This is a genomic window from Bacillus cereus group sp. N24, from assembly GCF_016483345.1.
GTDB lineage: Bacteria > Bacillota > Bacilli > Bacillales > Bacillaceae_G > Bacillus_A > Bacillus_A toyonensis.
In genome coordinates, this window is record NZ_JAEHCA010000009.1 from 107,941 (window position 1) to 134,463 (window position 26,523).

Consider the following 26,523-nt stretch of genomic DNA (forward strand, 5'->3'; position numbering starts at 1 on the left):
TTAAAATAATATTGTTATAGATTCGGTATGCACGTATAATTTTATGTATATTCTGAATATTCTTTATAAATGAGGAGGGGGAATGTTGGAAGCTATCGTAAGTTGGATCAATAATATTGTTTGGAGTCCAGCACTTGTTTATTTATGTTTAGGAGCAGGTTTATATTTTTCTATTCGAACGAGGTTTTTACAAGTAAGGCATGTAGGAGAAATGGTGAAGCTTACATTTCAAGGAGAAAAATCGGATGCTGGTGTTTCTTCGTTCCAGGCGTTAGCACTTTCATTATCAGGGCGCGTTGGAACAGGAAATATTGCGGGTGTTGCAACGGCTGTTGCATTTGGTGGTCCAGGAGCTGTCTTTTGGATGTGGGCGGTAGCTTTTCTAGGAGCAGGTTCTGCTTATGTAGAATCAACACTTGCACAAATATATAAGACGAAGCATCAAGGGCAATTCCGTGGTGGTCCGGCTTATTACATTGAAAAAGGGCTAGGAGTTAAATGGTATGCATTAGTATTCGTTGCGGCAACAATTCTTGCAACGGGGATGCTGTTACCGGGTGTTCAGGCAAATAGCATTGCTGTAAGTTTGGAAACAGCTTTCGGTATTAATACTTCTGTATCTGGAGCGGTATTAGTAGCGGCATTAGCGCTTATTATTTTTGGTGGAGTTAAGCGAATTGTTAACGTAGCACAAGTTGTAGTGCCGTTTATGGCGCTTGGTTATATTTTAGTAGCTTGTGTAATTGTAGCTATGAATATTGAAAAGTTACCAGATGCGTTCATGTTAATTTTAAAAAGTGCATTTGCATTAGAAGCAGCTTTTGGTGGGATTATTGGTTTAGCAATCTCTTGGGGAGTAAAACGTGGTATTTATTCCAATGAAGCAGGGCAAGGAACTGGGGCACATGCGGCGGCAGCTGCTGAAGTATCACACCCAGCTAAACAAGGGTTAGTACAAGCATTTTCCGTTTACATTGATACATTATTCGTCTGTTCAGCAACAGCATTTATGATGATTATTACAGGCATGTATAACGTATTTGATGCAAGCGGAAAAAACTTTATCGTCAATAAATTAAACGGTGCACAGCCAGGTCCTGGTTATACACAGGCAGCAGTAGAATCTGTTTTCCCTGGATTTGGAAACGGTTTCGTCGCAATCTCGCTATTATTCTTTGCATTTACAACAATTATGGCGTATTACTACATTGCAGAAACGAATATTGCATACTTAAATCGTGATAAAGACCGTCCTTGGATGTCCATCGTACTAAAGTTTGTATTCTTAGGAGTCGTATTCTATGGTTGTGTAAAAACAGCTGCAACAGCGTGGGCTTTAGGTGACATCGGTGTAGGGATTATGGCATGGGTTAACATTATCGCGATTTTACTACTACAAAAACCAGCATTGATCGCCTTAAAAGACTATGAAAAGCAGAAAAAAGAAGGGAAAGATCCAGTATTTGATCCGCAGGAATTAGGAATTAAAAATGCTGATTTCTGGGAGCATGAATATGGGAAAGATAAAAAAGAAGAAGTATCTTAATAGGATAGGAACGAAGGAGCAAAGGGAACGACCTTTGCTCTTTTTTTATGGACAAAATGAAGCTGAAAGTTATTTTTTTGCCTATTTTTGAATATAAAAAGAATGTACATGCTTTGTTAGAGGAAGGGGGGAGTATGGTGATTGAGTTTCGTAATGTAAATAAATATTATGGTGACTTTCAAGTTTTAAAAGATATTAATCTGCAAGTACAAAAGGGTGAAGTGGTAGTAGTAGTTGGACCTTCAGGGTCAGGGAAAAGTACATTGCTTCGGTGTATAAATCAATTAGAGACAATTACAGATGGAGAATTAATTGTACAAAATACAGAGGTACACAATAAGAAAACGGATATGAATGAATTACGCCGAGATATCGGGATGGTCTTTCAACATTTTTATTTATATCCACATAAAACGGTTCTTCAAAATATTACACTAGCGCCTATTAAAGTAAATAAAGTTTCAAAAGAGGAAGCTGAGAAAACAGCGATGTTTTATTTAGAGAAAGTAGGAATCCCGGAAAAGGCTAATGTATACCCGCATCAATTATCCGGAGGTCAACAGCAAAGGGTAGCGATTGCTAGGGGACTTGCGATGCAGCCTGAAATTATGCTATTTGATGAGCCTACGTCTGCTCTTGATCCGGAGATGATTGGAGAAGTGCTTGACGTTATGAAAACGCTAGCTAAAGAAGGAATGACGATGGTCGTCGTCACGCATGAAATGGGATTTGCACGTGAGGTAGCAGATCGGATTTTATTTATGGATGATGGTCAAATTATCGAAGATACAACACCAGTACAATTTTTTGCGAATCCTGAACAAGAAAGAGCTCGTCTATTTTTAAGTCGGGTGTTAAATCATTAAAGGAGGAATTTCATGCTTAAAATGAAAAAGTTGTTTATTTTAATTGTATTTTCATGTTTATTCGTACTCGTTGTCGCTGGGTGCGGAAGTAAAAAAGATGATGTGAAAGAAACGAATACGAAGCAAGGCGAGGCCATTGAACAAATTAAGAAGCGTGGGAAATTAGTAGTTGGAGTGAAGAATGATACGAATTTATTTGGATTGAAAAATCCTTCAACAGGGCAAGTAGAAGGATTTGATGTTGATGTTGCAAAGGCGCTTGCGAAAAAAATCCTCGGAGATGAAAAGAAACTAGAATTAAAAGAAGTAACGTCTAAAACGCGTATCCCACTACTGAAAAATGGTGACATTGATGCAATTATCGCAACAATGACAATTACGGAAGAACGCAAAAAAGAAGTGGATTTCTCAGATGTATATTTTAAAGCGGGACAATCGTTACTTGTGAAAAAAGGGAGCGATATTAAAAGTATTGATGATGTGAAAAAAGGTGTGAAGGTGTTAGCGGTAAAAGGTTCAACATCTACAAATAACATTCGTCAAAAGTCACCAGAAGCGACTGTATTAGAATTTGAAAATTATAGTGAGGCATTTACAGCGTTAAAAGCAGGTAAAGGCGATGTTTTAACGACAGATAATGCGATTCTTTACGGAATGGCAAAACAAGATTCGAATTATGAAGTTGTAGGGAAAATTTTCACGGATGAGCCATACGGAATTGCTGTGCAAAAAGGTGCAGATGATTTGACGAAAGAGATTAATAGCTTGCTAAAAGATATGAAGGCGAACGGGGAGTATGACAAACTGTATGAGAAATGGATTGGTCAAAAGCAAGAGTAGTAAAGTGAAACTTTAATTAGTGGGGCTTTATTCCCAGTGAATAGTAAGAGTGAGGGGATGAGAGATACTCATCCTCTTCTTGTAAAGAAAGAGGGGAGAATATGTGCCTGATTTTTCTATATTAACGAATAACATTGACATGTATTTAGAAGGATTTAAATATACAATAATGTCTAGTGTACTTGCATTAATAGGAAGTTTTATTTTAGGAGTAGTATTGGCGGTAATGCGTATTGCACCGATTCGTATTTTAAATTGGTTGGGAGCTGCTTTTGTAGAGTTTGTAAGAAATATTCCACTCGTATTAATTGCATTTATATTCTATTTTGCTTTACCTGTAATAGGAATTACGTTAAATGGTTTTGTAGCTGGAACAGTTACGCTTACCGTATATACTGCAGCGTTTATTGCTGAAGTCATTCGCGCTGGTATTTTATCCGTTGCGAAAGGTCAAATGGAAGCAGCACGTTCTTCAGGGTTGACTTATACGCAAGCGATGTACCATGTCGTTTTACCTCAAGCGATGAAAATCGTAATCCCGCCTCTAGGAAATCAATTTCTCAATTTAGTTAAAAATTCTTCCATACTCGGAATTATCGCTGGTACGGATTTAATGTATCAAGGAGATTTAATTTCAACGAAGACACTTGTTACGTTCGACGTTTATATATTTGTCGGGATGTTTTATTTAATATTAACAATTCCGCTCAGTATGCTAGTGCGTTATTTAGAAAAACGCTTGGCAAAGGAGGCGGTATAAATGGATTTTAAGGGAGCAATAACAGGTGATCATATTCTCTTTTTATTAAAAGGATTACTTATAACGTTAGAGGTAGCGCTCGTAGCAATTGTACTTAGCTTTATTATTGGTAGTATAATAGGAATATTACGCTATGCGAAAATACCGGTCGTCTCACAAATACTAGGTTTTATCGTGGAAGTAATTCGGAATTTACCGTTACTTTTAATTATATTTTTTACGTATTTTGCACTGCCTGAAGCGGGCTTGAAATTAGAAATTATAACAGCCACAATTGTCGCTTTAACAATATTTGAAGCTGCAATGATATCTGAAATTGTTCGAAGCGGTCTATTATCTATCGAAAAAGGGCAGATTGAGGCTGCAAGGTCTTCAGGATTAACGTATGTGCAAGCGCTTTGGCATATTATTTTGCCGCAAGCATTAAGAAGAATGGTCCCCCCGCTTGTTAGTCAGTTTATTTCATTGCTAAAAGATACGTCGCTCGCAGTTGTTATATCATTGCCAGAACTTATGCATAACGCTCAAATTATTAGCGGGCAAAATGTAAATTATATGATTCCGACTTTTATAGTAGTGGCTTGTATGTATTTTATAGTGAATTATAGTTTATCAATTTTATCGAGAAGATTAGAGCTGCGTTAACTCTTACAATATATGTAAGGGTTTTTCCTTGTTTCTCCTTATTTTCCTCTAAATAGTATCTAAATCTTGCAATAATTCGATTTTTTATATTATTTTATCAGAAAAGTGTTAATTTTATATAGAAATTGTAATCGCTTTCGTGTATATTTTTATTATCAGAAAATTTTAAAAAGAGATAGGGGTACTTGTAGGGGGAGGATTAAGATGCAGCAACCAACAAATGAGAAATTACATCGTACGATGAAGAGTAGACATTTATTTATGATCGCACTTGGTGGTGTAATCGGAACTGGTTTTTTTCTAGGTTCAGGTTACACTATTAATCAGGCTGGACCAGGGGGGGCCATCCTTTCATATTTAGTGGGCGGATTTATTATGTATTTAACAATGCTTTGTCTTGGAGAACTAACAGTAGCAATGCCAGTTTCAGGGTCTTTCCAAAAGTATGCGACGAAGTTTATTGGACCAGGAACAGGCTTTATGATCGGCTGGCTATATTGGCTTGGCTGGGCAGTAACAGTAGGACTAGAATTAACATCGATCGGTTTAATGATGAAAAGATGGTTTCCAACTGTTGATGTTTGGGTATGGTGTCTCGTATTCGGAGTTATTTTATATGCTTCAAACGCTATCTCAGCGAAAAGTTACGCTGAATTAGAGTTTTGGTTCTCTAGTATTAAAGTAGTTACAATTATTGCATTCGTTCTACTTGGTGGTAGTGCATTACTAGGATTTTTACCATACGATGGAAAAGAAGCGGCACCTCTTTTCTCTAACTTCGTAAGCGATGGTGGGCTTTTCCCGAATGGACTAGCTGCCGTATTACTTACAATGATTACAGTTAACTTCTCATTCCAAGGAACAGAGTTAATCGGGATTGCAGCAGGAGAAAGTAAAGATCCAGAAAAAACAATTCCACGCGCAATTCGTAATACAGTATGGCGCATTATGTTATTCTTCATTTTAACAATGACGATTTTAGTAGGATTAATTTCTTGGAAAGAAGCAGGCGTAATTGAAAGTCCATTTGTAGTCGTATTTGATAAAATCGGTATTCCGTATGCAGCTGATATTATGAACTTCGTTATTATTACTGCTTTATTATCTGTAGCGAATTCAGGATTATATGCAGCAACGCGTATATTATGGTCACTTGCAAATGAAGGGATGGCACCAACTTCTTTCAAGAAAGTAAATAAACGTGGTATTCCAATTACAGCGCTAGTCGTAACGATTGCGGTAGCTGGATTATCTCTATTCACAAGTTTCCTTGCAGAAGATACAGTATACATGTACTTATTATCTATAGCTGGTTTATCGGCTGTTTCAAGTTGGATCATTATTGCTCTATCGCAACTTCGCTTTAGAAGTCAGTATATAAAAGGCGGAGGAAAGTTAGAGGACTTAAAGTATAGAACACCGTTATATCCAATTGTTCCTATTTTAGCTTTAATTACAAATAGTATCGTTGTTATTAGTTTAGCGTTTATTCCAGAACAAAGAATGGCGTTATACTGTGGTATTCCATTTATCATTTTCTGCTACATATATTATTATATGAGTAAGAAACGGCAGAAACCGATGAAAGTGGAGATGGAAAATACAAATGAAACTAACAATCAAACACGATGATATAGAGGCAGATTTATCATATGGTCAATTAGCGATTGGAAAAGAAAACGGGTATTCACCGTTACAATTACTCGTTTCTTCTATCGCAGGGTGTAGTGCAATTGTCTTTCGAACAATTTTAGAAAAGAAACGTATTACATATGATACGTTTACAATTGAGACTGAAATTGGTAGAAGTGAAGCATTATCAAAACCAGTTGAAAGTGTTCATTTGCACTATAAAATCAAAGCACAAAACATTACAGAAGAGCAGTTGGACAAGGCGTTACAGCTTGCAGTGAAAAATTGTACGATTGTTCAATCTGTAAAAGATAGTATAAAAGTTACGGAAACAATTGAATTAATAGGGTGAAACATAAAAACGTGAGACTACGGCTCTCACGTTTTTATGTTTTAGAAAGAGGAGAAATTTAATGGAATGTTTAGGGTGTAAATTAGCAAACAAAGAGGAAAAAATATATAAAGTATATGAAAATGAATATGTAACATGTTTTTTAGATCATGCCCCTTTCTATCCAGGACATATTTTAATTGTGCCAAAGCATCATGTTGTAGAAGTGGACGAATTAGATGATGTTGTAGCAAAATCGATTATGGATGCTTCTAAGCTTATTGTAAAAGCGATTAAGTCATTATATAAACCAGATGGAGTTACAATTTGCCAAAATGGTGGAATTTTTAACGAGTTAACACATTACCATATGCATGTCGTACCGAGATATAAAGAGCGCTCGTTTGCTGAGTTTTATACGGTACAACCGGAGGAAAAGAAGAATCATAATTTTGAAGAAACAAAGACATTGTTAAAAGAAGCGATAGAGCAAATAATACTTACTGAAAAGGCATAAGAGTGATGTTCTTAATGGAACAGTCAGGAAAATTATAATATAAAAAAGCCCAATTTCTCAGTTACAATAGAGAAATTGGGCTTTTGTTTATTCTATTATTAAATTTTATCTATAAAAAGATTTTGCAGTGTCACAAAGTATATCGCTCATTCGTTATATAGAGTGAGAGGAGGAATTATATGAAAGTTACAAACAACGATTATGAAAAGATGGAAGAGCTATATGAGTTGTACGAACAAAAAATTTATTATGTGGCTTATTCTATTTTAAATAATATTCAGCAGGCTGAAGATGCGGTTCAAGAGACGTTTATTACTCTTTATAAGAACTTGGAAAAACTCCATAGCTTGGCTACTCAAGAGCTTAAACGCTACATTTTGAGGGTCGCGAAAAACAAGGCGATTGATAGTTATCGGAAAAATAAACGACATGAAACATTCTTAGAAGAATTTGAAAGAGAATCAATAGAAACAGTAGATGAAAATGTTGAAGAGTGGGAAAAACGTAAAATGTCTGAGGTTAAAATTGATACATTGCTAAAGGAATTAAGTGAATCTAACAGACAGGTGTTTAAGTACAAAGTCTTCTATAACTTAACGTATCAAGAAATTTCAAGTGTCATGGGGATAACGGAGGCGAATGTCCGCAAGCAGTTTGAACGCGCTCGAAAACGAGTTCAAAATATGATAGGAGGTATACAACATGACGAATTCAAAGAACTCCAAAGAAATATATGAACTTGCTGAAAAAATTGCTTTAGATGATTTTGATAAACTCGAAGAACAGCATGAATTTTCACATACATATACGCGCAAAAAGAAATTGTTTATGGAGGAAATGAAGCTAAAAGATGGACAACCGCAGAAAAAGCGTAAAAAACATCGTATGTTAATCGCTGCTACTTGCTTATTGATTGGCATGCCGACAACAGTTTTTGGGGCAGTGAAAGTCTATAATATGATTGTCCAAAAACAAAATTACGAAGTAAATGTTTCAGTAACAAATAAGGATTCGAAAAAGAGTGATAAGTGGTATAAGTTGAAGATTGGTAAATTGCCAGAAAATATGGAAGCAATTGATGACAGTGCTATGAAATATTCATTTAAAGATAACTACGCAATGGGGGGATTTTCATTCGCTCTTCGGAGGATAGGGGAAAATACAGATTTTCAAACTCTGTATTCGAAAAGTTACGAAGAAAAAGAGATAAATGGTAGGAAAGCAGTAATTGTCCATAAAGAAACAGGAAACAACAATGTAATGTTTGACAGAAAGGTCTTTTTCTTTTTTGAGAAAGAAGGGATTATGTTAGAAAGTTATATTGGATACGATGTAAACGAAGAACAAATGATGGAAGTGTTAGGGAGCATTTCACTTGAGCCTACGTCAAAAGAAAAGGCATCACATATAGTAGAATATGATGAAAATCGTTTTAGCAAAGCAGATGAACCTAAAAAAACTAAGGTGATTCCTTTGAAAAAAGATAGCAAACGACTATTTCATGTAGGACAAAAGGTTCCAGTAACGATAACGATGGATGACAGCCAAGTTGAATATGTGATAGAAAAAGTTGAAGTCTTTGATTCAATCAAAGACTTTAAACAAGAGAACTTTAATGAAATGGGCTTAGGGATACTAAGCAAGAATCAAGCTTTGGATCAAGGGGGACAATTGATACCATATAAACGGGACAAATATAAAATTGGAAATGGTAAAGATTCAATTGATCAATTAGTAGAATCAAAATTAGTTCATCCTAAATTTGTCTACCTGACAACAACAGTGAAAAATATAGGTAAACAGGCAACAGAAGAAATTTATATGACTCCATCCATACAAGTGCTTAAATCTAAAGGTAATGTATGGAATTATGCTGGGAAAGATGGAGTTGCAGAAAGAAATATTATGACGGGTGAAGTTGATTATTTAGAACCTCATGGAGACGGAAAAAGTTTTTACAATATTGGCAGTATCCGACCAGGACAAAGGGTAAAAGTTAACTTAGGTTATTTTGTAGATGAGGATAAGCTAGATTCAATCTTCCTTGATGCTTTCCGTTACAGTGGGTTTAGTGGGATGGAGAATATGAATGCGAAAAATCGTTGGTGGTTCGATATTCGTCAATAATAAAACAATAGGAATAACTAGACTAAAAAGCTGCTTATATTTAGCATCTTTTTAGTCTTCATACATATGTAAAACTTCTTTCGCACGTATACGTAAACCATCTATCAATTCTTTTGGTTCTAAAACTTTTGCATCTTTTCCTAGTCTATAAAATAAAGGAGTAATAAAATGGATTTCACTTTTATCAATTGTTGAATGTATATACCCCGTCCCATCTTCGTTTACTTCAATGAACTCTTCAAGGTAAGGAACGCTTTTACATTGGCGTACGCCTTCGGTTGTGAGTAAAACATGTAACTGAGTAGGAATGTTTATTACGTTAGAGTTAGAGGCAAACCATTCTTCTAAATTCATAAAAGTATCTTCGTTTTCTTCCGTGGATAGTATAGAAAGAATACGATCAACACGATACAGTAATACTTTCTGCCTGCTAAAGTCATAGGATGGCAAATACCATAAACTATCGTGAGCATATACACCGATAGGGTGAACGTGTTTTGTTTTTATCCCTGATTTAGATTCGTATTGAAAGTGTAAATTTTTATTTTCAATAGCCGCTGTTAACACTTCTTTTAAAAGTGGTGTATCAATTGTTCTCTTAGGATTCCAAAAGGCGATATAAGAGCGGATTTTATCAACTTTCGCTTTCGCATCGTTTTGAAGAGAGCTATACAGTTTATGAGTAACAGAATTGATTTCTGTATTGAAAGGCAAGTCTCGATAGTAGCTTAAAGATTGAAAAGCAAAAAAGATGGATACGGCTTCTTCTTCGGTAAATAAAATAGGCGGAATGACCCTATTCGTTAATACTTTATATCCTCCGTTACGACCTTGTTCAGCATAAATAGGCAACCCCATATCACTTAAATCTAAAATGTATCTATGAACAGTACGAACGGAAATATTAAATTCATCAGCTATTTCTTGCGCTGTAAATGTTTTTTTCGCAGAAGCAAATATAAGAATATCTAATAAGCGTTTAGCTTTTGACAAATATACCACCTGTTTCTTTTTAATATGACATTAATTGTCATGTTTTACTGTTAGTATATTGCTTACATCATAATTTTATCAAGATGAAACGTAAGGAGGAAAAAATATGTCACGTGAAATTGTTTTATTTATTGCGGCGAGCTTAGATGGATTTATTGCGAAAGAAGATGACGATTTACAGTGGTTAATGGAAACGGAAGGAGAGGGAGACAACGGTTATACAGAAATGTACGAAACGATTGATACAATAATTATGGGAAAAAGAACGTACGATTATGTAGTAGAGCATACGGAAACATTCCCGTATGTAGATAAAAAATGTTATGTTTTTTCTAACTCGGAAAAAGGTTCAAACGAACACGTGGAGTTTGTAAATGAAGATGTAGTGGAGTTTACGAAAAGGTTGAAAGAGCAGGAAGGATCTAAAATATGGATGGTTGGTGGAGGGAGTTTATTAAGAGAGTTCTTTAAGAATAATCTAATTGATGAATATGTTGTCACGATTACACCGCATATATTAGGTTCTGGAGTTCCGTTATTTCAAGACAAGAACCCGGAAATCAATTTAACTTTAACAGATACGAAATGTTTTGGACAGTTTGTAAATCTATATTATAAAGTGAAATCTTAAAGGATAAAGAAACACGACTACTCATAGTAGTCGTGTTTCTTTATAGATGGCAATGAAATTGTAAAACAAGATCCATGATCAACTTCACTTATGACTGTAATATTCCCGCCGTGTAGTTCTACGATTTCCTTCACGATAGAAAGCCCTAAACCGGTTCCACCTGTAGATCGTGTTCTTGCTTTATCAACACGATAAAAGCGGTCGAAAATGTGAGGGAGGTCTTCAGGGGGAATACCTTCACCGTCGTCCTCAATGGTGATGGAAATATGCTTATATTCTTCTGTAACAGAAATGTTGATATGAGAATGCTCTTTTGAATGTCTATAAGCGTTATTTAAAATGTTCACTATCACTTGTTCGAATCGCTGTTCATCTAAGTTGACTAACAGTGTAGGAGGACAAGTGAAAGAAACTTTAATGTGTCTTTCTTTATACATGGCGTTTACTTTTTCGGCTATGCGAGTAAGGAAAGTGTGTAAATGTACTTCCTTTACTTGAATAGAAAAGTTATGTTGTTCCATTTGAGCGAGTGAAAATAAATCTTGAACTAAGTTCGTAATATAATCAGACTCATCTTTTATTATAGATAAATATCGTAAACGTTGTTCAGGAGGTGTGCTGTCTTTTAAGGCAATGTCAGCGTAACCTCTTACGTATGTTAAAGGTGTACGTAATTCGTGAGCAACACTTGCTAGAAATTCACTTCTTTCCGTTTTCATATAATGTAAATCATTTGCGAGCGTTTGAATAGATTGTGCGAGTTCACCAATTTCATCATTTCGAGTAGTCGTTAATGAAACGGATAAATCACCTTTACTCATTTTTTCAGTGGCATGTTTCATGTGTAACAATGGCTTTGTTAATAAACGGGATAATAGAAAAATGGTGATGGCTGTTAGTAGAAATGTGATGATACCGGCAATAATGAATTGTTTTGTTAGCCTATTAACCATCTCTTCAATTGATTCAGTTCCAAGAAACATGTACACATAGCCCTCATGTTTTCCACCCACTACAATGGGGCTAACTGTACAAATATAATTAGATGTTTTCCAATGATTTTCTATAATAGCTCCGTTATGGTCGGTTCGAGTTTGCATTCCACTAATATGATTTTTTATAGTCGTGTTTATTTCGTTAGATTTAGCTAGTACTGCTTTATTTGCATTTGTAATAACAACAGTAGTTTCAGCTTCAGACTCCATTAATGCAACGTGAGAGATTGTTTGTTTATCATAATATTTTTCAAGTACATCTCGATGACTATTTCCTCGTTTTAATAGAGCAGTCATTTCTTCATTCACTCTATTGTTTACAAGACTATAATAGAGCAAAACAAAGAGGACGCTTTCGATTAAAAGTGTAACAATTAAAAAATAAAATCCGAATTGAATAGAAATTCGCTTCATCGTTTCGCTCCTAAATATTCGGTATCAACCCACCTGTAACCTACCCCGTACACAGTTTTTAAATGATGATCAATAGGGAAATTTGCTTTTCGCAATTTATCACGCAAATTACGAATATGTGAATCGACTGTGCGATCTTCGGTATTTGTGTTTAATCCCCAAATTCGTTCAATGAGCTGATCACGGCTTAATACATAATTTACATGGCGTAAAAATAATCCGAGTAAAGAGAATTCGATTGGTGTGAGAAGAAGTTCTTCATTATATACAGAAGCAAAGTGCTTCGCCTCATCCCATAGAATGCCGTGATATTGGATTTGTTTATGTTCATTTGTGCGCCTTAAAACAGCTTCAATTCTTGCGAAAAGTTCCTCTTCATGGAAAGGTTTCGTTACGTAATCATCCGCTCCGAGTTTTAATCCTTGGACGACATCTACTGTTTGATCACGAGCGGTAACCATAATAATAGGAACGTTACTAAATGAGCGGATTTTTTTGCACGTGTCCCACCCGTCCATCTTTGGCATCATAATATCGAGTAAAACAAATTTAAAGTTTCGGTTTTCTATATGTAAAATAGCTTCTTCTCCTGAACTCGCACATACGCAGTTATATCCAATTGGAGTAAGATACAGCGTTAATAATTCAAGCATTCTCGGTTCATCATCTACGAGTAGTATATCGACCATAGAGTACCTCCGCATTTTTAGTTATTACTTAAATTGTAAGTCAAAATCATGAAGAAATGGTGCAGATTATCATGCATCTGCATAATTTCTTCAGAATTGCTTGTTATTGTAAAGGTGAAATTCTAATTTAGGTAATGATATTGGCTCGAAAACGATTGATACGGAGGCGGTATAGTGAAAAAAGTGACCCGAGTTTTTGGGATAACAATAATTACAGCAGTTGGTCTTGCTGCATGTGGGCAGACGAATGATATGGAACATAAAAATCATGAAACTACAAAAGAGAAGAAAACAGAGCAAAAGGAAATGAAAATGAATCAAGAGGTAACTGCGCCGAAAGAAATGAATAAAGGGGCATCGAATGATTTATTAACGACAAGTTTAAAAAACGTAACGAGATTAAATACAAATGATCCATTGCAAATGGCAGTACTAACTTCGCAAACGATATGGCCAGCAACGCATAAAGAGAATCAGCCAGGCGCTATTATTTTAGTACCAGTAAATGAGTGGCAATTAGGTATTGCGAGTGCGGATCTTATTCACCATCCGAATAATGGGCCGATTTTATTTATAGAAAAAGAAAAGGTACCTGAAATGACGTTAAAAGAAATAAAACGATTAAATCCGCTCGGAACGAAAGATGGAACACAAATTATGGTGATGGGGGATGTAGGTGCATCTATCCTTGAGCAATTAAAAGAATATAAAGTAAAGCAAATAAAAGAAACAGATCCAGCTATATTTGCTAAAGATGTTGATAAAGAATATGCCGATATAACAGGAAGCTATCCAAATAGCGTTATTGTCGGTTCGTCTGAAGAAGAAGGACGTTTGTATACAACACCAGCAGTAAACTGGATTTCTCATATGCCAGAGCCACTACTCTATACAGAAAAGAATAAAGTGCCAGAAGCGACAATTGAGGCGTTAAAGATGAGAAAAGATAAAGCGAATATATATGTGTTAGGACCAGAGAAAATCGTTTCAAAAGAAGTAGAACGAGAGTTAAGTAAATATGGGAAAGTAACGCGTATTAGTGGAGAGACTCCACTAGAAAATTCTATCGCATTTGCGAAGTTTAAAGATGAAAAAACAAAGTTCGGCTGGGGATTCACAAAACCAGGTCACGGTTTGTCATTTGTTTCAAGCGAAACACCAGACTTAGCAATTGCAGGAGCACCGTTTTCACATATGGGTAAACACGCACCTGTTGTCTTGCTAGAGGAAGGTAAAGCTTCACAACCAGTTTATGACTTCCTTGCTAGTATTCAGCCGAAGTTTAAAGATGACCCAACACTGGGACCATATAACCATGGTTTCCTTTTAGGCAGTACGAGTAATATTTCATTTGAAACACAAGGAATATTAGATGAGAGATTAGAGATTGTTCAAGAAAGTGGTCAAGGTCACGGTGGACATTAATGAAACGAGAAAAGACGCTACGAAGATAGCGTCTTTTTTTAGGAAACTTTTACATAGCGCAATATCCTTTACTCGTTATATAATAGCCTTCGTGCAGTCGGCATGATTTTCTTATGGAGAAAATCAAATGATAGAAGAGTAGAGGAGTGGTATTTTGTTTCAAACGATAAAAAATGATTGGTTCTCCAACGTGAAAGGGGATGTGCTATCAGGAATTGTTGTTGCTTTAGCGTTAATTCCTGAAGCGATTGCTTTCTCTGTTATTGCAGGCGTGGATCCGACTGTTGGATTATACGCAGCCTTTTGTATTGCGGTTACCATGTCGTTTGTTGGTGGAAGAACTGGGATGATTTCAGCTGCAACAGGTGCAATGGCATTATTAATGGTGACGCTCGTTAAAGATCACGGTTTGCAATATTTATTTGCTGCGACAATATTAACAGGTATTGTCCAAATTATTTTTGGTGTGTTCAAACTGAGCTCATTTATGAAGTTTGTTCCGAAATCTGTTATGAGTGGTTTTTTAAATGCACTTGGAATTTTAGTTTTTACAGCGCAATTGCCGCAGTTTAAAAATGCAACTTGGCAAATGTATGCGCTTGTCGCATTAGGACTTGCAATTATATATTTATTTCCACGTATTACAACGGCTGTGCCGTCTACACTTATTTCAATTATTATTGTGACAAGCATTGCGCTTATAAGTGGATTACAGTTGAAAACAGTAGGGGATATGGGAAGCTTACCGAAAGAATTACCGTTCTTTAGTATTCCTGATGTTCCGTTTACACTTGAGACATTAGGTATTATTTTGCCATACGCAGTTATGCTTGCAATTATTGGCTTACTAGAGTCTTTATTAACTGCTTCGGTTTTAGATGATATGACACATACAGAAAGTAATAAACATAAAGAGGCACGTGGACAAGGGATTGCGAACATTGTTGCTGGATTTTTCGGAGGAATGGCAGGATGTGCAATGATTGGCCAATCTGTTATTAACATTAAGTCAGGTGGACGAGGGCGTTTATCAACATTTGTAGCGGGCGGATTTTTAATCGTATTACTATTTGTTTTAGGTGATTATGTTGTTCATATTCCGATGGCAGCTTTAGTTGCAGTTATGATTATGGTTTCAATTGGAACATTTGATTGGAACTCTGTAGCGACGATTCATAAAGTGCCAAAAGGAAATGCGTTCGTCATGATCGTAACGGTTTTCGTTGTTCTTATCACCCACAATCTAGGATTAGGCGTGATTATTGGGACAGTAATTAGTGCTGTTTTATTTGCATTCAACATGGCAAAGATTCACGTGAAACATTTATATATTGAAAATAAGAAAATATACGAAATTCATGGCCAACTATTCTTCGCATCTACGGCAGATTTTATAAATGCTTTTTCATTTAATGAAGATGTAAAAGAAATTGAAATGAACTTTACTCATGCACACGTATGGGATGATTCAGCAGTGGCCGCAATTGATAAAGTTATCATAAAGTATGAACAGATTGGTGTAAAAGTAAGTATAACGGGATTAAATGAACGTAGTTCGAAGCTCGTTACAAATTTAGCGGCTTATAATAAAAGGATTGCTGGCTAAAGGACTATGATTTTTTAATCTTATACTATTTATTAGCCCCTTTTAAAAAACAAAAAAGGGGCTTTTGTATTATAATACGAGTAAGATAATGAAAAGGGGATTCAGCATATGTACAAACAAATCATATTAGCATGTGATGGTTCTGAACATGCACTTCGGGCAGCGGAGCATGCAATACATATTGCGAAATGTAGTGAAGAAGCAAATGTTGAAATTGTATATGTCGTAGATAATAGAACAGCAAAATCAGATATTATACACGGACAAACAGATTTTGAAACAATATCAGCTAGTCGGAAAGATAAATTAAAAGAGATTGAAGGATTATTAAAGGAAGAGAAGATTTCTTATAAATTTACGATTCTGCATGGTGATCCTGGTGATACGCTCGTTCAATATGTAAATACAGGGGATATAGATCTTGTTATTGCTGGGAGCAGAGGATTAAATACATTACAAGAAATGATGCTTGGTAGCGTAAGTCATAAAATAGCAAAACGAGTGAAATGTCCAGTAATGATTATAAAATAAAATGAAATAGCACGTAACTAAGACTTTGGGATACCCGAGGTCTTTTTTTATGTATAAATGACATCCTTTTGTGGAAATACTAGATATATAAGTTGAAAAGATGTTAACTTACAAATTTGTAAGTTTGTTGTTAGGAAAATCGATGTTATGAAAATTTTCCCATTGGTAAAATAAAATTATCAAAGGGGAGATAGGGAGGATGGAAGGTATGAAATCATTTCAAAATTTATCATATAGTCAAGGGGTAAGCTTAATTTGTTTAGGGGGATTTGCTGCATCTGTTACGTTAGCTGTATTAATAAAGGTATTTCATCAAATTTTTTAATTTTATAGTAGGGAAGGAATTGATTGTTATAGCTAGTAAGAAAAGTGCTGTAAATAAAGAATAGCTCTTAGCGTATAGAATAAACGCTAAGAGCTATTTTTATGTTTGTTTACATATTTATATTTTTTTTAAGCTTGTTTTGACTTTGCAGATCCTGTATTTAAAGTAAGGGCAAGGAAGAACATTGCAAGTACGCAAGATACAAGTAATAAAATGAATCCGCCATCCCATCCGAATGCATCTACAATAAAGCCCATAGCTGCGCTAGCAAAAGTAGCTCCGCCTAGGTAACCGAAGAAACCAGTTAGGCCTGCTGCAGTTCCAGCAGCTTTCTTTGGTGCTAAGTCAAGTGCGTGAAGACCAATTAGCATAACAGGTCCGTAAATTAAAAATCCAATGGAAACAAGTGCGATACTATCAATGATTGGGTGACCAGCAGGATTTAGCCAGTAAACAAGAACGGCAATGAATACACCGACCATAAATAAAATACCAGCAGGTGCGCGGCGTCCTTTAAATAGTTTATCGCTCATCCATCCGCAAAGAAGTGTACCTGGAATACCAGCCCATTCATATAGAGCGTAAGCTGTACGTGAGCTACTATGAGTAAAGCTTTTTTCCTCTACTAAATAAGTAGGAGCCCAGTCTACAACGCCGTAACGTACGAAATATACGAAAACGTTCGCGATAGCGATGTACCATAAAAATTTATTGTTTAGTACGTATTTAAATAAAATTTCTTTTACCGAAAGTTCGCGTTCGCGATCTTTCACTTTTTCACCTGATGGATATTCGCCAGTATGTTCCTCAATAGACGGTAATCCACAAGATTGGGGTGTATCTCTCATCGTAATTAATACATAAATACCAACTAAAATTGAAAGAATACCTGGGAAGTAAAATATACTTTTCCAGTCATTTGCAAAGAAGTATAAGCCTAATGTAACGAGAGAAGGCATAAGTGCGCCGCCGACGTTATGAGCGACGTTCCAAATAGACATTTTTGTACCACGTTCACTAATAGAGAACCAGTGAACCATCGTACGACCACAAGGAGGCCATCCCATCCCTTGTACCCAGCCATTTAAAAACTGAAGTACAAACATAAGTATAATGCTCGTTGTAATGAAAGAAAATGAGCCGAAAATAATATTAATGATACCTGATAAAAATAGCCCAGCTGCTAAAAAGTAGCGAGGATTACAACGGTCGGATACGATACCCATAAGAAATTTACTTAGTCCGTAAGCGATAGATACTGCTGAAAGGATAACCCCAAGTTCCCCTTTACTAAAGCCTTGTTCAATTAAGTATGGCATTGCTAGTGAAAAGTTTTTTCGAACAAAGTAGTAACCTGCATAACCGATGAAGATACCTAAAAATACTTGTAAACGTAATTTACGGTATTCGCTATCAATGCGATCAGCTGGTAAGCGTTCTGCATGGGGCGCAGGTTTAAATAATTGTGTGAAAAACATAAAATGAAAATCCTCCCCTAATTAATTGGAAGCGTTTAAGACAGAGAGAATATAAAAAGGCCATGAAATATAAAAAAGTTCCCTTTTTTATGATTCATAGCCGTATACTCCGATTCTCCGTGACTGTCAATATTAACTTCGACGAAAATTATACAACTTTGTGACAAAAATGTAAACGTTTTTATGAATAAAAGGTATTGACGGATTTTGTTCGTGGGATTAATATTTAAATACGTTAAATATTTTATTGTTTAAATAAGAGGTGGATAACATGCCAAATGATATGACTCATATTGATAAGATTCAAGCTCTTACATTCGCTATAGGAAAGAAAATGCAAACAGAGCTATTGGAACAAATGCAAGCATCAGGACTTACACCACCGCAATTTTATATTTTAAAGATTTTAGATCATTACGGAGCTTCAAGAGCGACACAATTGGCGGAGAAAATGTACGTAAAACCGAGCGCCATTACAGTAATGATCGACCGTTTAATTGATCATGAGTTAGTAGAGCGTTATCACGATGATAATGATCGCCGTGTTGTTGTCATTGAGCTAACGAAAAAGGGGAAAAATACAGTAAAAGAGGCGATGGCAGCTCGTAATGAGCATATCGCAAAATACTTTTCACAATTAGAATTACAAGAACGAGAAGATTTGTTGCGCCTCTTTGAAAAGTTAGAAACCATTATTTGCGGGACACAAGAGAAAAAAGAGAATAAATAAGAGGAATTGAGGAGATTACATGGAGCAACAAGGCAATACAAATAGAAAGTTGTTGTTAATTGGTTTAGTAATTGCGATGCTATTTGCTGCGTTAGACGGAACAATCGTTGGTACAGCGATGCCGCGTATCGTTGGTGAACTTGGCGGACTAAGCTTAATGACATGGTTAACAACAGCTTATATGTTAACATCAACGACAGTCGTACCAATTGCAGGAAAATTAGCGGATTTACTTGGGCGTCGTAACGTATATATAACAGGGCTAGTTATTTTTATGATTGGTTCAGCGTTATGTGGTATGGCAAATGGTATGACAGAATTAATTATTTTCCGTGGTATTCAAGGTCTTGGTGGCGGTATTATGATGCCGATGGCTATGATTATTATTGGAGACATGTTCACGGGAAAAGAACGTGCGAAATGGCAAGGTATTTTTGGTGCGTTATACGGTCTTGCTTCTGTAATTGGACCACAAGTTGGTGGTTGGATTGTAGACGCAGTGAACTGGAGATGGGTATTCTACATTAACTTACCAGTCGGTATTTTAGCAACAATCTTTATCGCAATGGGATTAAAATCACATAAACAAACGGGACCAATTAAAATTGATATCGCTGGAATCTTTACGATGATTCTTGGTGTTGTAAGTTTATTACTTGCGTTAACGTTTGGCGGAAAAGATTACGCATGGGATTCTTGGCAAATTATCGGTTTATTTGCACTAGCTGTAATTGGTATCGTTAGTTTCGTTATCGTTGAAACGAAAGCTGAAGAACCAATTTTACCGATGCATTTCTTTAAAAACCGTACGTTTACAATACTTAATGCGATTGGATTCTTTATGAGTATCGGAATGTTCGGTGCGATTATGTTCGTACCATTCTTCATGCAAGGTATTGTAGGAGTAAGTGCTGCTGAGTCGGGAACGATTATGACACCGATGATGATTACAATGATTGTTATGAGTATTATTGGTGGGCAACTTGTATTAAAAGTCGGTGTAAAACCACAAATTATCGCAGGTATGCTTATTATGGCTGGTGGTTTCTGGTTATTAACAACGATGGATATGCACACAACTAAACTGACTGCAACTTCTTATATGATGGTTATCGGTTTAGGAATGGGTCTTGTAATGCCGACATTAACATTAGCGTTACAAGAAAGCTTCCCGAAAAAAGACCTTGGTGTCGTAACATCATCAAGTCAGTTTTTCCGTCAAATCGGTGGGACATTCGGTATTACAATTTTAGGATCAATTATGAATAACACGTCAGGTACAACATTAACAAATAAGTTAGTACCTGTATTAGATACATTCCCGAAAGAAGCGGGACAAATGGTAACAAAATTTAAAGATATGATTCATACAGACCCACAAGGTTTATATTCGATGCTATTTAGTCCAGAGGCATTAAAACAAATGCCAGAAGCATTTGCTAACAGTATCGTACCAATTTTGAAAAATTCTTTAGTAGACTCACTTCATACTGTATTCTTAACAGGATTAGTATTTATCGTAGTAGGCGCTATTTTTACGATTTTCTTACAGAAAATTAAACTGTCGGATCGTAAAAAAGATGCTGAAAAGCCTGCTGTAGAAGAACAAGAAAAAACTGTATCATATACGTAATGAAAAAGCATCGCCATTAGGCGATGCTTTTTTGAGTATAACCTTAAAAGCTTTTTTGTGAGAAATGATTGACGTATTTTTATAAATGCGTTATATTATTTTCTGTAAACGGTTACATGAAATGAGGAGAAAAGAGAATGAGTACGATTAAAGACGTTGCGAAATTAGCGGGAGTATCTGTTGCGACCGTTTCCAGAGTGTTAAATAAAAATGGATATGTTCATGAGGATACGTTAAAGAAGGTAGAACGAGCAATTGAAATGCTAGATTATAAACCTAGTACAGTAGCGCGTTCTTTATATAATAAAAAATCTCGTTTAATTGGGTTAGTAGTTCCAAATATCGTGAATCCATTCTTTCCAGAAGTTGCACGTGCCGTAGAAGATGTAGCACATAAACAAGGTTACACAGTTGTCCTTTGTAACTCTGATGAAAGTTTAGAAAAAGAGAAACAATACATTGATGTACTTAGACAAAATAATGTAGATGGATTTATTGTAGCAACGAATCCACAAAATAGTATAAATTACATGAATTTATCAGTTCCAGTCGTTGCGATTGACCGTATGTTTAATGAGCGTATTCCTACTGTATATGCTGATAACTATGCAGGAAGTCAGGATGCGACAAGGTTGTTAATAGATAAAGGATGCAAACATATTGCACATATTCGTGGACCACGTGATGTAAGTACAGCGAATGAGCGTTTTGAAGGTTTTGTAGATATCATTACGCAAAATAATCTTTCATATATGATTGCAGAGAGTACATTTGACCCAGCAAATAGTGAGCGTGTAGCAATGAAATTATTAGAAGAATACCCGCATATTGATGGTATTGTTGCTGGGAATGATTTAATTGCAATTGGTATTGTAAAGGCTGCACTTCAAAAAGGAATGGCTATTCCTGACGATTTACAAATTATCGGATTCGATGGAATTTCTTTAACAGAAATGATGTATCCATCTATTACAACTGTTGCACAGCCAATATATGAGATGGGGAAAATTGCAACAGAGTTGTTGTTAGAGCAAATGGAAGGAAATGCATTGGAAGAGAAACACTATCGTTTACCGATTAAAATTATAGAAAGAAATACAACGAAGTAAGGAGATGAAACAGATGCCAAATATTGCAGTAGTAGGTAGTATTTCAATGGACTTAGTGGCTGTTTCAAAGAAACGGCCGAAAGCAGGAGAAACAGTAATTGGTGAAGCATTTCATACGATCCCAGGAGGGAAAGGGGCGAACCAAGCAGTTGCTGCAGCTAGATTAGGTGCCAATGTAGCAATGGTTGGAGCAGTAGGAAATGATGATTACGGAACAGTAGTTAGAAAAAATTTAGAGAACGAACGTGTTTTTATCGACTATGTGGTACCGGTTACAGATAGAACGACAGGAATTGCTCATATCGTTTTAGCAGAAGAGGATAACAGTATTGTTGTCGTACAAGGAGCAAATGCTCTTGTGAATGAATCGGTTGTAGATCGTTCAAAAGATCTTCTCGTAAAAGCTGATATGGTTGTTCTACAATTAGAGATTCCGCTTGAAACAGTAAAGTATGTTCTATCTATTTGCGAAGAACATAAAATTCCAGTTATGTTGAATCCAGCGCCAGCACAAGTGTTATCAGAAGACATATTAGAAAAGGCAACGTATATTACGCCAAATGAACATGAGTGCCGCATTGTATTAGATGATTTTACATCACCAATTGAAGATTTACTGGCGAAATATCCAAATAAACTATTGATGACAGAAGGTTCTAACGGTGTTCGTTTCCATAATGGTACGGAGATTCTACATGTTCCTAGCATTGCTGTTGATGTAGTGGATACGACTGGAGCTGGTGATACATTTAATGGTGCGTTAGCAGTTGCACTTTCTGAAGGAGAAACGCTTCAAAAAGCAATTCGTTTTGCGAATATTGCTGGAGGCCTTTCTGTAACAAAACTTGGGGCACAAGGCGGTATGCCAACGAGAGATAGAGTACGTGAAGTGCAGGTGATTGTCGGATGAAAAAGCACGGTGTATTAAACAGTGAGATTGCGGCAGTCCTGGCTTCACTCGGACATACAGATACGCTTGTAATTGCTGATTGCGGATTACCGATTCCTGATGGAGTAAAGCGAATTGATTTAGCTGTTGAACTTGGAAAGCCGAGTTTTTTAGATGTATTACAAGTTGTAGCTGATGATATGGCAATTGAAAAAGTGACGTTAGCAGAAGAAGTCATTATCAATAATGCGGAAGTAAATAAAGAGATTGAGCTGCAATTAAAAGAACCAGCATTTGAATATGTATCACATGAACAATTTAAAGAAAATACAAAAAAAGCGAAGGCAATTATCCGTACAGGAGAGGCTACGCCTTATGCCAATGTAATTTTACATGCAGGCGTGATTTTTTAATAAAGGGAAGTGATGAGAATGCGTATTGAAATGAAAAACATTTCAAAGGCGTTCAGTGGAAATCCTGTTTTGAAGAATGCACAGTTTATGATTGAAGCAGGAGAAGTCCATGCATTGATGGGGGAAAATGGAGCGGGTAAATCGACGCTCATGAAGATTTTAACAGGTGTATATACAAAAGATGGTGGAACAGTCACGATTGATGGGCAAGAACGCACTTTTAAAAATGCGAAAGAAGCTGAAGAGTACGGCATTGCATTTATACATCAAGAACTGAACATATTGCCAAATTTAACAGTAGCTGAAAATATGTTTCTCGGTAAAGAGTTAATGTATGGGAAAACAGGTATTTTACGTACTCGTCAAATGAACGCGATTGCGCAGCAGCAATTGGCGGAGCTAGGATTACATGTAAAAGGTGCTATGTTAGCAGGAGAACTATCAGTTGGACAACAGCAAATTATTGAAATTGCGAAAGCATTGATGACAAGCGCAAGCGTTATTATTATGGATGAACCAACTGCGGCACTGACGGATCGTGAAATTGAAACGCTCTTTACAGTTATAAATAAGTTACGTAAAGAAGGGGGTTCATTCGTTTACATTTCACACCGCATGGAAGAAATATTCTCAATATGTGATGCTATTACAATTTTGCGTGATGGAGAATATGTAGGGAAAAGATTAATTCCGGAAACGTCATTTGATGAAGTAGTGAGTATGATGGTGGGGCGCAGCATTGGTGAACGTTACCCAGAGCGAAATAGTCAAATTGGTGAAGTAATTTTTGAAATGCGTAACGGAACGAAAAAGGGGAAATTTGAAAATGTTTCGTTTCAAGTTAGAAAAGGTGAAATTCTTGGTGTAGCTGGCTTGATGGGAGCTGGTCGCACAGATATTATGAAAGCGATATTTGGATATGAACCTTTAGACTCTGGACAAATTTTTATAAACGGACAAGAAGTAAAGATTGATAGTCCGATAGATGCAATTAGACAAAGAATTGCTTTCATTACAGAGGATAGAAAGTCTGAAGGATTAGTGTTAGATTTCTCAATTCGAGAAAATTTAGCGTTACCGAATTTAGAAAGTCTTTCAAAGGGAAGTGTCCTTAGTAACGAACTAGAACAACAGTTTACAGAGGACATGATGAAACTTCTTAATGTGAAAGCATCTAGTGGAGAGCAAGCGGTGAAATCTCTTTCTGGTGGAAATCAGCAAAAGATTGTAATTGCGAAATGGTTAGGTATTCATCCGCAGTTACTCATTTTAGATGAGCCAACAAGAGGTGTGGATGTTGGAGCGAAAAAAGAAATTTACTCTATTATGAATAAGCTTACTGAACAAGGAGATGCCGTTATTATGGTATCATCTGAGCTTCCCGAAGTTTTAGGGATGAGCGATAGAGTTCTTGTTATTCATGAAGGAAAAGTCGGCGGTATTTTAGGGAAAGATGAGGCATCACAAGAGTCTATAATGGCACTAGCTACAGGGGGAGAGTAAGGATGGCTAAGAAGGGGAATGTATTACAACAACTCGGTTCTTTAATCGGTTTAGTATTAATTATTGTCGTAATTACAGCTTTAAATCCAGCATTTATTGAAATTCCAAATTTATTTAATATACTGCGTCAAGTATCGATTAATGCGCTTATTGCATTCGGAATGACCTTTGTAATTTTAACAGGGGGTATTGACTTATCGGTAGGTTCTATTTTAGCATTATCAAGTGCACTTGTTGCTGGAATGATGGCAAGTGGCATGGACCCGTTCCTTGCAATGGCAGTTGGACTACTTGCTGGTCTTGTAATGGGAATTGTAAACGGTATCATCATTGCGAAAGGAAAAGTAGCTCCATTTATTGCGACTTTAGCAACAATGACTATTTTTCGTGGGTTGACGCTTGTTTATATGGACGGACGTCCGATCACTGGTCTTGGTGATCATTTAATGTTCCAAATGTTTGGCCGCGGTTATTTTCTTGGTATTCCGGTACCAGCTGTTACAATGATGATCGCTTTCGCAGTGCTGTACTTCATTTTGAAGAAAACGACATTTGGTCGCCGTACATTTGCAATTGGTGGAAATGAAGAAGCAGCAGCACTATCAGGTATTAATGTTACGAGAATTAAAGTAATGATTTACGGTCTTTCCGGAATCTTGGCAGCGCTTGCAGGTATTGTCTTAACATCACGATTAGATTCTGCACAGCCGACTGCGGGTACTTCTTACGAATTAGATGCAATTGCAGCAGTTGTATTAGGAGGGACAAGTCTTTCTGGAGGAAGAGGATGGATTGTTGGTACATTCATCGGTGTACTTATTATCGGTGTACTAAATAACGGTTTAAATTTATTAGGTGTATCTTCTTTCTTCCAACAAGTTGTAAAAGGACTTGTAATCTTACTAGCTGTATTAATTGATCGTCGAAAAGAAGCGTAATGGAGGGGCAGTTCATGAAGAAATGGTTACTTATACTCGTTGCATGTATTATGGTCATTACTGCTGGTTGTTCAATGGAACCACCAGAATGGGCAAAGGATTCTAGCGATAAAGGTCGAAATAAAACTATTAAAGTTGGATTCTCTGTTTCAACTTTAAACAATCCATTTTTCGTGACTTTGAAAAAAGGTGCAGAAAAGAAAGCGAAAGATAGTGGCATTGAATTGATTGCTGTTGATGCACAAAACGATGCAGCAAAGCAAACGAACGATGTTGAAGATTTAATTCAAAAAGGTGTCGACGTAGTTGTTATTAATCCAACCGATTCAGATGCTGTTGCTTCAGCAGTAAGTGCGGCAAATGCAGCGAATGTTCCTGTTATTACAGTAGACCGCGTTGCGAATTCAGGTAAAGTTGTTTCGCACATTGCTTCTAACAATATCGAAGGTGGTCAAATGGCTAGTGATTACATTCGTGAATTAGTTGGCGGGGGAGCGAACGTTGCTGAGTTAGAAGGAATCCCTGGATCCTCTGCTGCTCGTGAGCGTGGGAAAGGATTCCATAACGTAGCTGATAAGTCTTTAAAAGTAGTAGCAAAACAAGCAGCTGATTTCGATCGTGCAAAAGGTTTATCTGTTATGGAAAATATTTTGCAAGCGAATAGCGATATTAAAGCGGTATTTGCTCATAACGATGAAATGGCATTAGGGGCACTTGAGGCATTAAAATCTGCTGGGAAAACGGATGTAGTAGTTGTTGGATTTGATGCAACAGACGATGCTGTGAAAGCGGTTAACGATGGGCGTATGGCTGCAACAGTCGCTCAAAAACCGGAATTAATCGGAGAGAAGGCGATGCAAACAGCAAAAGAAATAACACAAGGTAAAAAAGTGGACAAATCTATTCCGATTGAATTAGAGCTTATTAAAAAAAATAAATAAATATAAAATGAAAATT

Annotated in this window: 27 protein-coding genes; 23 read left to right on the forward strand and 4 right to left on the reverse strand. The window is 36.3% G+C overall.

All coding sequences use genetic code 11. The features are described 5' to 3' along the window. The first annotated feature begins 85 nt into the window (after positions 1-85). The 10 genes from JDS95_RS15375 (at position 86) to JDS95_RS15420 (ending at position 9,264) form a co-directional block, all read left to right on the forward strand. Positions 86-1,546, forward strand: a complete 1,461-nt coding sequence (locus JDS95_RS15375) for an alanine/glycine:cation symporter family protein (protein WP_000387486.1) — start codon at positions 86-88, stop codon at positions 1,544-1,546. Positions 1,547-1,683: 137 nt separating this feature from the next. After that, positions 1,684-2,412: an amino acid ABC transporter ATP-binding protein gene (locus JDS95_RS15380; RefSeq protein ID WP_167545147.1), complete on the forward strand. Its 729-nt coding sequence runs from the start codon at positions 1,684-1,686 to the stop codon at positions 2,410-2,412. A 12-nt stretch (positions 2,413-2,424) separates the two neighbouring features. Next, positions 2,425-3,252, forward strand: a complete 828-nt coding sequence (gene glnH / locus JDS95_RS15385) for a glutamine ABC transporter substrate-binding protein GlnH (protein ID WP_199690613.1) — start codon at positions 2,425-2,427, stop codon at positions 3,250-3,252. Positions 3,253-3,355: 103 nt separating this feature from the next. Further along, positions 3,356-4,012, forward strand: a complete 657-nt coding sequence (locus JDS95_RS15390) for an amino acid ABC transporter permease (RefSeq protein ID WP_199690614.1) — start codon at positions 3,356-3,358, stop codon at positions 4,010-4,012. Next, entirely contained in the window at positions 4,013-4,657 is a 645-nt protein-coding gene (locus JDS95_RS15395) for an amino acid ABC transporter permease (protein ID WP_199690615.1), read from the forward strand. A 204-nt stretch (positions 4,658-4,861) separates the two neighbouring features. Continuing rightward, positions 4,862-6,289 (forward strand): amino acid permease, encoded by a 1,428-nt coding sequence (locus JDS95_RS15400; protein ID WP_001187121.1) that lies wholly within the window; start codon positions 4,862-4,864, stop codon positions 6,287-6,289. Continuing rightward, entirely contained in the window at positions 6,264-6,641 is a 378-nt protein-coding gene (locus tag JDS95_RS15405; RefSeq protein WP_000778840.1) for an OsmC family protein, read from the forward strand. Before JDS95_RS15400 ends, JDS95_RS15405 begins: the two co-directional genes overlap by 26 nt. 61 nt (positions 6,642-6,702) lie before the next feature. Continuing rightward, a complete protein-coding gene (locus tag JDS95_RS15410; RefSeq protein WP_199690616.1) occupies positions 6,703-7,137 on the forward strand; it encodes an HIT family protein in 435 nt (144 codons plus the stop codon). Positions 7,138-7,316: 179 nt separating this feature from the next. Then, positions 7,317-7,874 (forward strand): RNA polymerase sigma factor, encoded by a 558-nt coding sequence (locus JDS95_RS15415; protein ID WP_199690618.1) that lies wholly within the window; start codon positions 7,317-7,319, stop codon positions 7,872-7,874. Beyond that, complete coding sequence (locus tag JDS95_RS15420) at positions 7,840-9,264, forward strand: DUF4367 domain-containing protein (protein ID WP_199690620.1); 1,425 nt, start codon at positions 7,840-7,842, stop codon at positions 9,262-9,264. The genes JDS95_RS15415 and JDS95_RS15420 overlap by 35 nt, the downstream gene beginning before the upstream one ends. A gap of 51 nt (positions 9,265-9,315) precedes the next feature. On the opposite strand, the gene JDS95_RS15425 is transcribed toward JDS95_RS15420, so the two are convergent. Continuing rightward, a complete protein-coding gene (locus tag JDS95_RS15425) occupies positions 9,316-10,257 on the reverse strand; it encodes a helix-turn-helix transcriptional regulator (RefSeq protein WP_199690621.1) in 942 nt (313 codons plus the stop codon). A gap of 106 nt (positions 10,258-10,363) precedes the next feature. On the opposite strand from JDS95_RS15425, the gene JDS95_RS15430 reads away from it, so the two are divergent. After that, the gene (locus JDS95_RS15430) at positions 10,364-10,888 is read left to right on the forward strand and encodes a dihydrofolate reductase family protein (protein ID WP_000085753.1); all 525 of its coding nucleotides are present in this window, start codon (positions 10,364-10,366) and stop codon (positions 10,886-10,888) included. Positions 10,889-10,905: 17 nt separating this feature from the next. On the opposite strand, the gene JDS95_RS15435 is transcribed toward JDS95_RS15430, so the two are convergent. Together JDS95_RS15435 and JDS95_RS15440 are read right to left on the reverse strand one after the other, a co-directional pair. Then, a complete protein-coding gene (locus JDS95_RS15435) occupies positions 10,906-12,297 on the reverse strand; it encodes a sensor histidine kinase (protein WP_085451036.1) in 1,392 nt (463 codons plus the stop codon). After that, positions 12,294-12,986, reverse strand: coding sequence for a response regulator transcription factor (locus tag JDS95_RS15440; RefSeq protein ID WP_000227651.1), 693 nt, complete (start codon positions 12,984-12,986; stop codon positions 12,294-12,296). Before JDS95_RS15440 ends, JDS95_RS15435 begins: the two co-directional genes overlap by 4 nt. 174 nt (positions 12,987-13,160) lie before the next feature. Between JDS95_RS15440 and JDS95_RS15445 the strand changes: the two genes are divergently transcribed. The 4 genes from JDS95_RS15445 (at position 13,161) to JDS95_RS15460 (ending at position 16,873) form a co-directional block, all read left to right on the forward strand. Beyond that, entirely contained in the window at positions 13,161-14,411 is a 1,251-nt protein-coding gene (locus tag JDS95_RS15445) for a cell wall-binding repeat-containing protein (protein ID WP_000758142.1), read from the forward strand. Between the two features lie 154 nt (positions 14,412-14,565). Beyond that, positions 14,566-16,017: a SulP family inorganic anion transporter gene (locus JDS95_RS15450; RefSeq protein WP_000487899.1), complete on the forward strand. Its 1,452-nt coding sequence runs from the start codon at positions 14,566-14,568 to the stop codon at positions 16,015-16,017. 108 nt (positions 16,018-16,125) lie between these two features. Next, positions 16,126-16,548, forward strand: a complete 423-nt coding sequence (locus JDS95_RS15455; protein WP_000277986.1) for a universal stress protein — start codon at positions 16,126-16,128, stop codon at positions 16,546-16,548. Between the two features lie 208 nt (positions 16,549-16,756). After that, complete coding sequence (locus JDS95_RS15460) at positions 16,757-16,873, forward strand: DUF4027 family protein (protein WP_000834733.1); 117 nt, start codon at positions 16,757-16,759, stop codon at positions 16,871-16,873. Positions 16,874-17,001: 128 nt separating this feature from the next. Here the strand turns inward: JDS95_RS15460 and glpT are convergent, their stop codons facing one another. After that, a complete protein-coding gene (gene glpT, locus JDS95_RS15465; protein ID WP_000466380.1) occupies positions 17,002-18,351 on the reverse strand; it encodes a glycerol-3-phosphate transporter in 1,350 nt (449 codons plus the stop codon). 271 nt (positions 18,352-18,622) lie between these two features. Here glpT and JDS95_RS15470 point away from each other — a divergent pair, with 271 nt between their 5' ends. From JDS95_RS15470 to rbsB, 8 genes are all read left to right on the forward strand, one after another. Next, a complete protein-coding gene (locus tag JDS95_RS15470) occupies positions 18,623-19,081 on the forward strand; it encodes a MarR family winged helix-turn-helix transcriptional regulator (RefSeq protein ID WP_001132370.1) in 459 nt (152 codons plus the stop codon). A 19-nt stretch (positions 19,082-19,100) separates the two neighbouring features. Further along, positions 19,101-20,714, forward strand: a complete 1,614-nt coding sequence (locus tag JDS95_RS15475; protein WP_000437659.1) for an MDR family MFS transporter — start codon at positions 19,101-19,103, stop codon at positions 20,712-20,714. 137 nt (positions 20,715-20,851) lie between these two features. Continuing rightward, positions 20,852-21,823 (forward strand): ribose operon transcriptional repressor RbsR, encoded by a 972-nt coding sequence (gene rbsR / locus JDS95_RS15480; protein ID WP_085451033.1) that lies wholly within the window; start codon positions 20,852-20,854, stop codon positions 21,821-21,823. Between the two features lie 13 nt (positions 21,824-21,836). Then, positions 21,837-22,733: a ribokinase gene (rbsK, locus tag JDS95_RS15485; RefSeq protein ID WP_085451032.1), complete on the forward strand. Its 897-nt coding sequence runs from the start codon at positions 21,837-21,839 to the stop codon at positions 22,731-22,733. Continuing rightward, complete coding sequence (gene rbsD, locus JDS95_RS15490; protein ID WP_000716145.1) at positions 22,730-23,125, forward strand: D-ribose pyranase; 396 nt, start codon at positions 22,730-22,732, stop codon at positions 23,123-23,125. Before rbsK ends, rbsD begins: the two co-directional genes overlap by 4 nt. Before the next feature lie 18 nt (positions 23,126-23,143). Continuing rightward, positions 23,144-24,628: a ribose ABC transporter ATP-binding protein RbsA gene (gene rbsA, locus JDS95_RS15495; RefSeq protein WP_199690622.1), complete on the forward strand. Its 1,485-nt coding sequence runs from the start codon at positions 23,144-23,146 to the stop codon at positions 24,626-24,628. A gap of 2 nt (positions 24,629-24,630) precedes the next feature. Beyond that, positions 24,631-25,566 (forward strand): ABC transporter permease subunit, encoded by a 936-nt coding sequence (locus tag JDS95_RS15500; RefSeq protein ID WP_001074641.1) that lies wholly within the window; start codon positions 24,631-24,633, stop codon positions 25,564-25,566. Between the two features lie 14 nt (positions 25,567-25,580). Then, the gene (gene rbsB, locus JDS95_RS15505; protein ID WP_000758982.1) at positions 25,581-26,507 is read left to right on the forward strand and encodes a ribose ABC transporter substrate-binding protein RbsB; all 927 of its coding nucleotides are present in this window, start codon (positions 25,581-25,583) and stop codon (positions 26,505-26,507) included. Positions 26,508-26,523: the final 16 nt, after the last annotated feature.

Bases quoted from the DNA above. Each gene is read 5' to 3' on its own strand.
- glnH (WP_199690613.1), top strand. From the start codon at position 2,425: ATGCTTAAAATGAAAAAGTTGTTTATTTTAATTGTATTTTCATGTTTA.
- JDS95_RS15395 (WP_199690615.1), top strand. From the start codon at position 4,013: ATGGATTTTAAGGGAGCAATAACAGGTGATCATATTCTCTTTTTATTA.
- JDS95_RS15400 (WP_001187121.1), top strand. From the start codon at position 4,862: ATGCAGCAACCAACAAATGAGAAATTACATCGTACGATGAAGAGTAGA.
- JDS95_RS15405 (WP_000778840.1), top strand. From the start codon at position 6,264: ATGAAACTAACAATCAAACACGATGATATAGAGGCAGATTTATCATAT.
- JDS95_RS15410 (WP_199690616.1), top strand. From the start codon at position 6,703: ATGGAATGTTTAGGGTGTAAATTAGCAAACAAAGAGGAAAAAATATAT.
- JDS95_RS15415 (WP_199690618.1), top strand. From the start codon at position 7,317: ATGAAAGTTACAAACAACGATTATGAAAAGATGGAAGAGCTATATGAG.
- JDS95_RS15420 (WP_199690620.1), top strand. From the start codon at position 7,840: ATGACGAATTCAAAGAACTCCAAAGAAATATATGAACTTGCTGAAAAA.
- JDS95_RS15430 (WP_000085753.1), top strand. From the start codon at position 10,364: ATGTCACGTGAAATTGTTTTATTTATTGCGGCGAGCTTAGATGGATTT.
- JDS95_RS15435 (WP_085451036.1), bottom strand. From the start codon at position 12,297: ATGAAGCGAATTTCTATTCAATTCGGATTTTATTTTTTAATTGTTACA.
- JDS95_RS15440 (WP_000227651.1), bottom strand. From the start codon at position 12,986: ATGGTCGATATACTACTCGTAGATGATGAACCGAGAATGCTTGAATTA.
- JDS95_RS15455 (WP_000277986.1), top strand. From the start codon at position 16,126: ATGTACAAACAAATCATATTAGCATGTGATGGTTCTGAACATGCACTT.
- JDS95_RS15460 (WP_000834733.1), top strand. From the start codon at position 16,757: ATGAAATCATTTCAAAATTTATCATATAGTCAAGGGGTAAGCTTAATT.
- glpT (WP_000466380.1), bottom strand. From the start codon at position 18,351: ATGTTTTTCACACAATTATTTAAACCTGCGCCCCATGCAGAACGCTTA.
- JDS95_RS15470 (WP_001132370.1), top strand. From the start codon at position 18,623: ATGCCAAATGATATGACTCATATTGATAAGATTCAAGCTCTTACATTC.
- JDS95_RS15475 (WP_000437659.1), top strand. From the start codon at position 19,101: ATGGAGCAACAAGGCAATACAAATAGAAAGTTGTTGTTAATTGGTTTA.
- rbsR (WP_085451033.1), top strand. From the start codon at position 20,852: ATGAGTACGATTAAAGACGTTGCGAAATTAGCGGGAGTATCTGTTGCG.
- rbsK (WP_085451032.1), top strand. From the start codon at position 21,837: ATGCCAAATATTGCAGTAGTAGGTAGTATTTCAATGGACTTAGTGGCT.
- rbsD (WP_000716145.1), top strand. From the start codon at position 22,730: ATGAAAAAGCACGGTGTATTAAACAGTGAGATTGCGGCAGTCCTGGCT.
- rbsA (WP_199690622.1), top strand. From the start codon at position 23,144: ATGCGTATTGAAATGAAAAACATTTCAAAGGCGTTCAGTGGAAATCCT.
- JDS95_RS15500 (WP_001074641.1), top strand. From the start codon at position 24,631: ATGGCTAAGAAGGGGAATGTATTACAACAACTCGGTTCTTTAATCGGT.
- rbsB (WP_000758982.1), top strand. From the start codon at position 25,581: ATGAAGAAATGGTTACTTATACTCGTTGCATGTATTATGGTCATTACT.